Source organism: Shewanella sp. MF08487, from assembly GCF_050848685.1.
Lineage (GTDB): Bacteria > Pseudomonadota > Gammaproteobacteria > Enterobacterales > Shewanellaceae > Shewanella > Shewanella glacialipiscicola.
The window spans coordinates 62,684-71,908 of sequence record NZ_JBOZPB010000024.1 but is presented as its reverse complement, the minus strand read 5'-3'; the positions used below and the strand labels follow the sequence as shown (position 1 = coordinate 71,908).

Here is a 9,225-nt window from a genome sequence, read left to right as displayed (position 1 = left end):
ATTATATTATTGGCTATTACAGCCAAGTCAGGCCACATCATTATAATGCAGGATTAAGCCCAAATGAATCAGAGCGAAGATTTTGGGAAGATTCTAAAACCGTGGCCAAATTTAGTTGACCACTTCACACCGAAGCAAACCGAGCTTATCAGCTGGTGGGTAAACGCCCAGAACACGCTAAGGGTTTCTTGCCTTGGGCAGTGCGTAGAGCCCTGAAGAAAGTCGAAGCAGATACCGAGAAATTAGAAGGTCGGCCGTGGATTCAGGGGTGTGGTGACGAGCAGGATTTGTGGCTGGATGCTTCGCTATTCTGGTCTCATAGTTTCTACACCGGATTACCTGGTGCCGGGAAAACAACGATGTTAACGCTTAACAGTGTTGGCGCCCTTTACCGTGGTAACTCTGTATTAGTGTTAGACCCTAAGAACGATCCAAACTGGAAGAACAGATTACGCGCAGAAGCGAAGCGTTTAGGCGTCCCGTTTTATTACTTCAACATTGCTGAGCCAAGTCAATCAGTGCGAATTGACCCACTGGTGAACTTCACAGTGACAACAGAGATTGCATCGCGCTTAGCGAACGTCTTAGAAAAAGGCTCAGGAAGCTCTGAGGGTTTTCGCTCCTATGCCTGGGACTCATTCTACGTCACGGCTGAAGCATTACGTTTTATCGGTAAGCGACCATCAATCAAGATGGTCGCTGATTACATGCTAAACCGCAAAAGCGAATTGGCCCTAGCAGCCTTAAGCAAGATTATGACTATGCATTACGGGCCCGATTGGTACGCGAACATGGCGACCCAAATTGCCGAGGAAGGCCGCGGCAATTTGCTACAGGGTTTAATCATGCGCTACCAACAGGTGTTAATCCCTGACGACAAAGGTGAAGACGCGGTATCGAGTTTTATTGGTTTCTTAACGCACGACCAATCTCACCAAAGCAAGATGTTAGCGACCACCAAGCCGATGTTAACCCAGTTAACCGCTGCGCCGCTGGACAAGATGTTAAGCCCTGATCCGAATGATACGGATGACGAGCGCCCTATTATCGACATCAAGAAATTCATTGATACGGGCGGCGTGTTGTACATCGCCACCGATTCATCGGGTAACCCTGCAATTTCAGCAGCTGTATCGAAACTCATTATGGAAGATACCTGCGCGGCAGCTGCGTCACGTTACAACTACGAAGGCGGTAAAGGGGTACGTGTGTCGGTGTTTGGTGACGAAATCCACTCTGCACTCTCCGACGGCCTAATTAACTTAGCCGCGATGGGTCGTGGTGCAGGCTTTGAATTGCACCTATCTACTCAGGGTGTTCCCGATTTGATTGATAAAGCCGGTGATGCAGTAGCGAGCCGTGTCTTGTCGTTAACCGCTAACTGGTTCTGTCTGCGAGCTCGAGATGATATCACCAGGGAGCGATTTGCGGCGCTACTCCCGGAGTATCCAATTAAGTCAAAGCAATGGCAGTTAAGCTCTAACACCGATTCTACCAGTAAGCTCCACAATTACTCGGGCTCGGTGGGTGAGCGGATTATGGAAGCTGACAAGCCAGCGTACCCTCTTTCATTGATGTCGGAATTACCTAAGTTGCAGTACGTCGCACGTCTGGCCAACGGTAAGACCTATCAATGTCGTATTCCGATTTTACTGTAGTGAGTGTTGATTATGGACGGCGTAGTTGAGAGTAAGACCCTGCACGGCAGGTTAATTTTGGCGGTTGGAGCGTTAATCAGTATTTACGTACTGATTTTCATGCAGCCCCAAGAGCATAACGAAATGTTACGGAAGGAAATCTCAAATATAGAAAAGGCCATTAGCACGGAGGCAACTATGGTTGTGGTGTTTAGGGCGAAAGGCTGGTACGAGGCGACGATGGTGAAATCAGGTTTAGCCGCGTTCATTGACCAGTATCATCAGGACACTGGTTTAAAAGGGGATCAACTATGGCGTACCCCTCTTACACGGATTTCTCAAAACATCAAGACCATTTGGTATCAGTGCTTACTGAGACTATCCTTGCTGATTTTCTGGTTTTGGATGGCCATTGGGTTGATTGCCGCATCAGCTGTGGACGGATTAATGCAACGTAAAATTAAGCAACATGAATTTACCGCACCATCAACTGGCTATTTCAGACTGGCTCTTTGGTCAGGAATATTGGTGGTAATTCTGTTAGAGCTTTACTGCGTTACGCCTGCATTTATCTCCAATGAGCTGTTCCCGCTTTTCCCGCTTTTTGCAGCGGTGATTATCGGCTGGTTACTCAAAACTACGTTGGCTAACAGCGCGAAGAACATGTAATCACCTCTCCGTGTGCCATCTTTGATATAGATAGCGCTCACAATATAAATAACGTGTTGACAGTAACACGCAAACAGTTAAAATTTGACCGTCACATTTAACGGAGATCCACAATGAACCAAAGCGCTAAAACCGAAAAGAAAGGACTAATCCAGCAGTTTAAAGAAGCCCCTGTTGCCGTAAGAGCGTTTTTCGCCCTTATCGTTGTCGCGGTAGCTTGCTCATTGCTGTTCGCTGGAGAAGCAAGTGCGGTATCAGCATCTGGCGCGACCCTACACACTTTCTTCGACCAAATGTGGGACGAGGTAAAGGGTTTAATGACGGGTGCGCCGGCTAAGGCAATCATGGGTTTGTCGATTTTAGGCACTATCGCATTCTCAATGATTAAACCAAACCTAATTGGTTTCTTAGCATCTGTAGTCATAATTCTGGTACTGGCTAACGCGCCTACAACTATCGACGGCAGCTTAACTGTAACCGTAGAAGCGCTGAAAGCTGGCCTAGTGCACTAATAGCGACAATTTTTGCGGTATCAAGGAAGGGTGCAATCTAATATGCACCCTTTTTTTTCAAGGGGTGAGACATGAATGAAGCGAGATTTCCTAAGCGTTGTAACGGCGCTATCAAAGTTGGAACTATCCACTGGGACTCAATCAAGCTGGCGGTGATTGTGATGGTTTTTGGTCTTGCATCAGGTCACATCAACTTAGGCATTATCGCGGCAATTACCAGCATGGCCGTAGTAGAAACACTGTTTAAAAAGTTTGGACGTGGCGTATTAAAGCATCTGTTATGGGTAAACGGTTTGTGGATTTCCAAAGGGCCGGAAACCCTCATGTCACCAGCCATTCGTCGATTAATTAAGTGAGAGGTCAACATGCTTTGGAAATCGAAGATTAAAGAGAGTTACGACAATCTCAATATCTCTAACAAAAACATAGGTCGTTCTAATCTGGCACTAAGCATTAGCGTGGTGCTTTTGCTGTTCATGGTGATGACCAAGCAGACCGAAGTCATTGTCATGCCAAACGACTTTAAAGAGCCGATTGTCATGAACGGCAATAGCGTGACTCAAGAATTCAAAATCCAATGGGGCCTGATGATTGCAACCATCATCGGCAATATCACCCCCAAGAATGCTAAGTTCGTAATCGACAGGGTGACCAAGATGATCCCGTTAGAACTTAACCCCGATGAAGCGGAAGCCACGATGGCCGCAGCTATCGAAGAAATGGCGCTTAGGGGGGTTAGTCAGAAGTTCGTCCCGTCTGACGCGATTTATTCATCTGTCACAGATTACGTATGGGTTGTGGGTGAACAAACCACAACCTCATTAAAAACAGGCGCAGCTGATACTACTGCGTACACCTTTGAATTAAAAATCGGGATCCGAAACGGCAATCCCATGATTCTGGATATTCAACAATATCCAGCTGCTGTTAACCCTGCTCAACGTGAGCGTGAAATTCTCCAAGGCAAAAACGCAACAACGGCCTTGGATAAAGACAGTGTGATTAAAATCGAGTCACGGTGAGACCTATGAATAAAAGACCCCTTTCAACTGCAATCCTTCTGACATTAATGATCACTCCTGCTTTTGCGGCTGACGATGACATTTATTCGTTACCGACTGAATCGGTGAATCCGCAACGAGTACCTGTTTTGGGTACTGATTTCAATCAAGCAGAAGAAAAGCTACAGGCTGAACTAAACAGCCCTTATGCGAATCAACCTCTGGCCATCGATACGAGCAAAGAAATTGGTACCCAAACTGCGTTAAAGGTTTCGGCCAATGAACAAGTGCTCAATCAACATCCAGTGACCCAGCCGCCAGCGCAGCAACCAATGCAACAGACAGAGCATCAACAAGTCCCCAATTACGGCGGCGCGAGCCCTGTTAATCCGACGGCGATCTCCCCTGCCAATGCCGGAGAAGTCATTAGCCGTCGTGATGACTCAATGGACTACTTACGCAAGCAGTACAAAAGCCATCAAGTGATTGCATTGAAAGCCGGAGGCACAACGACATTGCCAATTTCGCTGTCAACCACTAACCGAATCGCGACCTCGTTCAAAAACGCCAAAATAACAACGTCAGTACCGAGTGATGCGGCGCTGGTTTACGGTGAGCAAGGTTTTGTGTACGTCACACCTGGCGTTAACGCTGGCGCGATTGACTTGATAGTTGAAGAAGATGGCGCACCTGAGACCGCAGTATCACTCTACTTGGTGCCATTAAACGTCCCACCAGTGCTCGTGGAGTTAACCGTTAGCTATAACGCGAGTCAACGTAATGCAGCTTTGCAAGCCGTGTCTATCTACAGCGAGAACGAAGCTAAGGAGCTGGAATCGGCAAAACAAGCAGAGCGTGAGCGTATTGCTAATAACCAGCCCGTCGCTGACAGCCATGTTGACGATGTAATGAAGTTACTGGAAATTGTGGCCAAAGCCGAAGTTCCTGCAGGTTACGAACTACTTGAAGGTGACACCATTCCGGCGGAAGTGCGTTACCCGTGCGATATTCGCCAAATGCTCCCGCTTTACCATGAAGTGAAACAACGCTTAATTGGCTCCAAATTGGTCGTTGACATCATGGAGGTCAGAAACGATGTCAATGGCTTACGTTCATTCCGCGACGAGTCCTGCATGGGGCCAGGTCGTGAAGATGTGATGGCCGTTGGTGTGTTAGATAAAGCGACATTAGGCCCAAGGGAAAGCACCGAAGTGTACATTCTGCGTGACCGCAGCTACTTCGAACGCCAAATGAAAGTTCCACGTCGTAGCCGTGTAGGAGGTTAACATGCAAGCGTTACAGGATTTAAAAAGCAAGTGGCTTGCGCTTCCATCGAACCAGCGCACTATCGCATTAATCGTGTTAATGGCATTGCCTGCCTATTTCTTGGCGGAAGCTATTTTCCCTTCGGCTCCAGACACCCCAGCCAGCTCAGCCCCCGTCAGGGCGAAGCCTACGTTTATGAGCACCATGGGCAGTGAGCGCTTGGAGTCCACTCAGACTTCCGGCCAACTCATTGCGATGCGCAAGAAAATTCAAGAGCGTGAAAAAGCGATTGATGCACAGTACACCGAGCAAAAAGCCAGTGAAAAGCGGATTCAGCAACAGGTCGATACCCTGCAAATGTCTCAGCTTGAATCACAAAAGCGCCTCGAGACCATCGCGCATCAAATGCAAATGCTGGTTGAACAACAAAGCAAAAATGCCGCAACAGCTCGAGACAGTGTGAGCACGAAAGGAGCTCGACCAGAAAATATCGCCCAGCAAGCACCGTCATTGCCAAGTACCGAGTTTAGCCTAGACCCAATGGCAGGCCTTAAGTCGAATGTCGCCATGACCCCGCCAGTGTCAAAGCCTTTAACCATGAACCGTGGTGACGTGAGTTTAGGCAAGGCCGCTGCGACAGGTGATGAAGCAAATGCTGGTAATGCGTCAACAGCCAAAACCCAAGTCGCAGCCAAAGCAAAACAAGCGATTTCTCAAGAGAACACAGGTTCTAGCAAGAAAACTGAAAAAGAGCCTGAGACATGGTTGTCAGCTGGCACAGTGATACCAACCGTCTTGCTTACGGGTCAACATGTACCTACCAGCTCATCGGCGCAATCAAACCCAGCTCCAGTTTTATTAAAAATCGTAGACGTTGGGGTGATGCCTAACGGTTTCACTATCGATCTAGTGGGTTGTACCGTGATTGGCGCGGCCCGTGGTAGTGCCAGTACCCGTCGTGTCGAAATCCGCGCTGAGAGTATCAGCTGTATCGACCAGAAAGGTCGTGCGATTGAGCAGCCGTTCATTGCCGCAGTGCAAGGCCAAGACGGTCATAGCGGTATCCCAGCCAAGTTAGTAACACTCTACGGTGAAGTGGTGAAGCAATCCTTCTGGGCAGGCATCTATGGCACTGGCGCCCAAACCCTCACACAAGCCGCGACCAATCGAGTGTCTGGTGATGTGGTTTATGACGGCACCTATTTCAAAAACACGGCGACCAGCTCACTTGCTGGTGGCTCAAGTACCGCATTCGACAAGATTGCTGACTTCTACCTGCAGTTAGCCGACGAAGCCAGACCGTATCTGGAAATGCACGGCGGTATTGAAGGTGTTGACCTCATTGTTCAACGCGGTGTTAGCCTCAAATACAAGGGTTAAGCAATGACAACCGAAAACGTAAATTCTGAAAAATTGGAACCGACTATCGGCGCTCTGGCTGAGCCAGAGCAAGCCGCTCCCGCTGAGGTTGCACAATCCGTCGCTGGGCCAACGCCAGCGACACCCGCGGCTCCGCAGGGCTTGTCCCCCGTCAAAATGATCATGGTGATGGCAGGCCTAGTGCTGCTATTTGGCGTGATGAAATTTGGCATGAGCTTCTTTGGCACGGGTGTAAGCGCCGAACAAACCAATACTCAATCCAAAATCGTAGTCGCAGATTTAGGTGAGATGTTTCAGCAATGGTCAAAGGAATCGGTTAACCAAGCGGATTTAAGCTCGGCGGCTCAAGAACTGGGGCAGCTCTACTTTGACATGGGATACCTCATCATCGATAGCAGTATGACGCTGCGCATTCCTGAAGAGTTCAAAATGGACATCCCAAGAGCAGAGGTGTTGCTCCGCATTAAGCAAATTCGTAGCGAATACCAAGACGAAGGCAAAGTACCGCCATCGCCACAGCAGCTGCTTCAGATGGCCGGGAATTAATTGTTTATGGCTGACATGGAAATCGCTCAAGCGTTGTTGGCAGCTAGTGAACAAAACCAGCTAGCCCAGATTATTGAGACTCACAATCTGGGTGAGCTCCCAAACTCACTGCGATTAGCCATCAACATATTTGAGATTAACGCAGATAATATCCAGCAACACCTCGAGGCAGCGCAGTCCCTTCTGCGTTGCCCAATTCCAACGACATTTGGTGAGACTGAATCAATCAGGCGCACCATATTGTCACTGCTCACCCAAAAGCACAGTTAGGCAGGATGTATGGCCAGTAAGAAAGCAGCCAAAAAAATCACCGGCGATGACGAAAATGTTATGGGCTTACGCCAACAGCGTCCCATCCGTGTTCATTTACGTCGGCACTTTAGCGCGAGCAAATCAGAGTTAACTCGTGCCATTGAGCGGTCACAAGAGATCTATAAAATCGCGCTTTGCTTAGGGGCGCTTGACTGCCTTTATTGGCAGGCTATGGGCTTAGGGGAAATAAAACTGGCCAAGGGCATTAGCCGCTTACTGGCTAAATCCTATCAACATCACCCAATACGGGTTAGCTCAACACCTATTTGACGTTATCAGAAGGAAATCATGGACGTAGCAACATCTTTTATTCAACTCGACCAGCCTTTGTTTATGCCTGGGATGCCGGAAACCTCCAAGGCCTTATCGGTGTTGTGCGTTTATATAATAGTTTGATAATTCTTAATAATGTTTGATCATTTATATAATAGTTTGATATTTTTTGGCTCTTTTGGTGAATGTGCGGATTAAGAGTTAGCACATTTTTGCCCCAAAACGTGTTAACGTAATTACTCTATAGGTCGGCTTTGAGCGAAAAGCAGCTATTCAGATCAGGCCGCTCGTGAAAAACGAATCTCTGCTTTGCCTTATTTGCGGACATTCGATTTTTCGTGAACCCAAAGTATATCCTCTAATCAAATGCTAGTTTCAGTGCGACACTAGAGGTCGTGATAGACATGCTAATAGAGCACTCTAAAAGGTTGTCATTCAGTTCAACTTATTTGCTTTTACAATTTTGGCTTCAACAAAATCATAAACGTAATCCAGTATCGTATTATCAGATATATATGATACTGCTTTTCTAATTTCGTCGAAGGGTATGAAAAACCATTCCCTTGGCTTCACATCGTTCCCAAACCGGTCTTTAATGCACAAATCTGCTTGGGCTGTTTGAAAAAATTTGTGAAGGAGCTGCTCAGTCACATGAGGATTGAAGTTGTATAAGGCAAATTCTGCAACAATTTCGACGTCTGCTAAAAGGTAAGTTGGATCTTTAGCTGCATGTGATATTCGATTTTTTACGGTTGTTTTTGTTACTCCAATCTTATGTAGGTAATGCCTGTGCTTATAGATATCGGGGTTCGTTGATAAGCTGCGTAGAACATAAACGTATCCTGTCACTTTTTCGTCATCAATACCTCGAAAAAGTGGGCCTAAGGACTCTCCAGTAATTGCCCTAGCGGATGAGTCTTTGTAGAGTGCGGCACCAAATGACCGTAACAACAAATCACTTTCCATACCATTGGAAAAAATAATACGGGTCTTGGCGTTATGATGCCCCTTTCGATGCTCATACTTTTCTCCAACTTCAGCCACATACGCAATGAGACCGGATAGGATAAAAGCCTGACCAGCTTTAATCTCTGCAATCTTGGAGATAGGCTCGGTTTTACGTATATCAGCATTCAAATCATGTTGGATTGCAACAAAAATAGGTTTAAATGTTGCAAAGTCCTTACACGGCTTCCGCTTGGCCATGTTCTCATTTGTTGACTGCGATTTAGTAGTCATCTCATAGAGGGGATTAATTTGAAATATCGGATCATCGACCGCGAGCAAGCTGCTGGAAAACAATGACTCTATAGATGATGGTCCAGAGGGTGTTGATTCCACTACTTCCGTTGAAGGTAAAAGCAAATCAGTGTCATAAGGGCGAAGCGTTTCAATCAAATCAGGTTTACTTAGAATATTTTGAAACCGGGTACCCAGTTTTGCCTCATGGATGGCTTGAGAATTAGGGCTTGGCAAATACCCATTGGCACGTTTGAATTGCGTAACCTCATTTAGGATTGAGAACCAGATTGATTCTTCTGTAAGGCGAGTTGATTTACTCACGCTTACATCAAGCAAACTTAGAGTGTCATTATCAAAAATATCCTGCAGGGTTCTATTTGGCATGTT

10 protein-coding genes and 1 pseudogene are annotated in these 9,225 nt (G+C 46.9%); 10 read left to right on the top strand and 1 reads right to left on the bottom strand.

Going from position 1 to position 9,225, the window contains the following annotated elements:
* Positions 1 to 140 precede the first annotated feature (140 nt).
* From traD to ACRN9H_RS15690, 10 genes and pseudogenes are all read left to right on the top strand, one after another.
* Positions 141 to 1,658: pseudogene (gene traD, locus ACRN9H_RS15735) on the top strand (conjugative transfer system coupling protein TraD); the annotation flags it as partial.
* A 12-nt stretch (positions 1,659 to 1,670) separates the two neighbouring features.
* On the top strand, positions 1,671 to 2,306 hold the full coding sequence (locus tag ACRN9H_RS15730) for a DUF4400 domain-containing protein (protein WP_259216138.1): 636 nt from the start codon (positions 1,671 to 1,673) through the stop codon (positions 2,304 to 2,306).
* 113 nt (positions 2,307 to 2,419) lie between these two features.
* Positions 2,420 to 2,818: a hypothetical protein gene (locus ACRN9H_RS15725; RefSeq protein WP_083848304.1), complete on the top strand. Its 399-nt coding sequence runs from the start codon at positions 2,420 to 2,422 to the stop codon at positions 2,816 to 2,818.
* A 71-nt stretch (positions 2,819 to 2,889) separates the two neighbouring features.
* Positions 2,890 to 3,174 carry a type IV conjugative transfer system protein TraL gene (locus ACRN9H_RS15720; RefSeq protein ID WP_263149170.1) on the top strand — a complete coding sequence of 95 codons (285 nt, stop codon included), beginning with the start codon at positions 2,890 to 2,892 and terminating at the stop codon, positions 3,172 to 3,174.
* Between the two features lie 9 nt (positions 3,175 to 3,183).
* On the top strand, positions 3,184 to 3,840 hold the full coding sequence (locus tag ACRN9H_RS15715; RefSeq protein WP_140906557.1) for a TraE/TraK family type IV conjugative transfer system protein: 657 nt from the start codon (positions 3,184 to 3,186) through the stop codon (positions 3,838 to 3,840).
* A 5-nt stretch (positions 3,841 to 3,845) separates the two neighbouring features.
* Complete coding sequence (locus ACRN9H_RS15710) at positions 3,846 to 5,105, top strand: type-F conjugative transfer system secretin TraK (protein WP_263149172.1); 1,260 nt, start codon at positions 3,846 to 3,848, stop codon at positions 5,103 to 5,105.
* Between the two features lies 1 nt (position 5,106).
* The gene (locus ACRN9H_RS15705) at positions 5,107 to 6,465 is read left to right on the top strand and encodes a TraB/VirB10 family protein (RefSeq protein ID WP_263149173.1); all 1,359 of its coding nucleotides are present in this window, start codon (positions 5,107 to 5,109) and stop codon (positions 6,463 to 6,465) included.
* A gap of 3 nt (positions 6,466 to 6,468) precedes the next feature.
* Entirely contained in the window at positions 6,469 to 7,011 is a 543-nt protein-coding gene (locus tag ACRN9H_RS15700; protein WP_263149175.1) for a hypothetical protein, read from the top strand.
* Positions 7,012 to 7,017: 6 nt separating this feature from the next.
* Entirely contained in the window at positions 7,018 to 7,281 is a 264-nt protein-coding gene (locus tag ACRN9H_RS15695; protein WP_240200025.1) for a hypothetical protein, read from the top strand.
* Between the two features lie 9 nt (positions 7,282 to 7,290).
* Positions 7,291 to 7,593 carry a hypothetical protein gene (locus ACRN9H_RS15690; protein ID WP_263149177.1) on the top strand — a complete coding sequence of 101 codons (303 nt, stop codon included), beginning with the start codon at positions 7,291 to 7,293 and terminating at the stop codon, positions 7,591 to 7,593.
* A 438-nt stretch (positions 7,594 to 8,031) separates the two neighbouring features.
* On the opposite strand, the gene ACRN9H_RS15685 is transcribed toward ACRN9H_RS15690, so the two are convergent.
* Entirely contained in the window at positions 8,032 to 9,222 is a 1,191-nt protein-coding gene (locus tag ACRN9H_RS15685) for a GIY-YIG nuclease family protein (protein WP_188740066.1), read from the bottom strand.
* Positions 9,223 to 9,225: the final 3 nt, after the last annotated feature.

Excerpts from the sequence above, each read along its gene's own strand:
- ACRN9H_RS15730 (WP_259216138.1), top strand. The coding sequence starts at position 1,671 with ATGGACGGCGTAGTTGAGAGTAAGACCCTGCACGGCAGGTTAATTTTG.
- ACRN9H_RS15725 (WP_083848304.1), top strand. The coding sequence starts at position 2,420 with ATGAACCAAAGCGCTAAAACCGAAAAGAAAGGACTAATCCAGCAGTTT.
- ACRN9H_RS15720 (WP_263149170.1), top strand. The coding sequence starts at position 2,890 with ATGAATGAAGCGAGATTTCCTAAGCGTTGTAACGGCGCTATCAAAGTT.
- ACRN9H_RS15715 (WP_140906557.1), top strand. The coding sequence starts at position 3,184 with ATGCTTTGGAAATCGAAGATTAAAGAGAGTTACGACAATCTCAATATC.
- ACRN9H_RS15710 (WP_263149172.1), top strand. The coding sequence starts at position 3,846 with ATGAATAAAAGACCCCTTTCAACTGCAATCCTTCTGACATTAATGATC.
- ACRN9H_RS15705 (WP_263149173.1), top strand. The coding sequence starts at position 5,107 with ATGCAAGCGTTACAGGATTTAAAAAGCAAGTGGCTTGCGCTTCCATCG.
- ACRN9H_RS15700 (WP_263149175.1), top strand. The coding sequence starts at position 6,469 with ATGACAACCGAAAACGTAAATTCTGAAAAATTGGAACCGACTATCGGC.
- ACRN9H_RS15695 (WP_240200025.1), top strand. The coding sequence starts at position 7,018 with ATGGCTGACATGGAAATCGCTCAAGCGTTGTTGGCAGCTAGTGAACAA.
- ACRN9H_RS15690 (WP_263149177.1), top strand. The coding sequence starts at position 7,291 with ATGGCCAGTAAGAAAGCAGCCAAAAAAATCACCGGCGATGACGAAAAT.
- ACRN9H_RS15685 (WP_188740066.1), bottom strand. The coding sequence starts at position 9,222 with ATGCCAAATAGAACCCTGCAGGATATTTTTGATAATGACACTCTAAGT.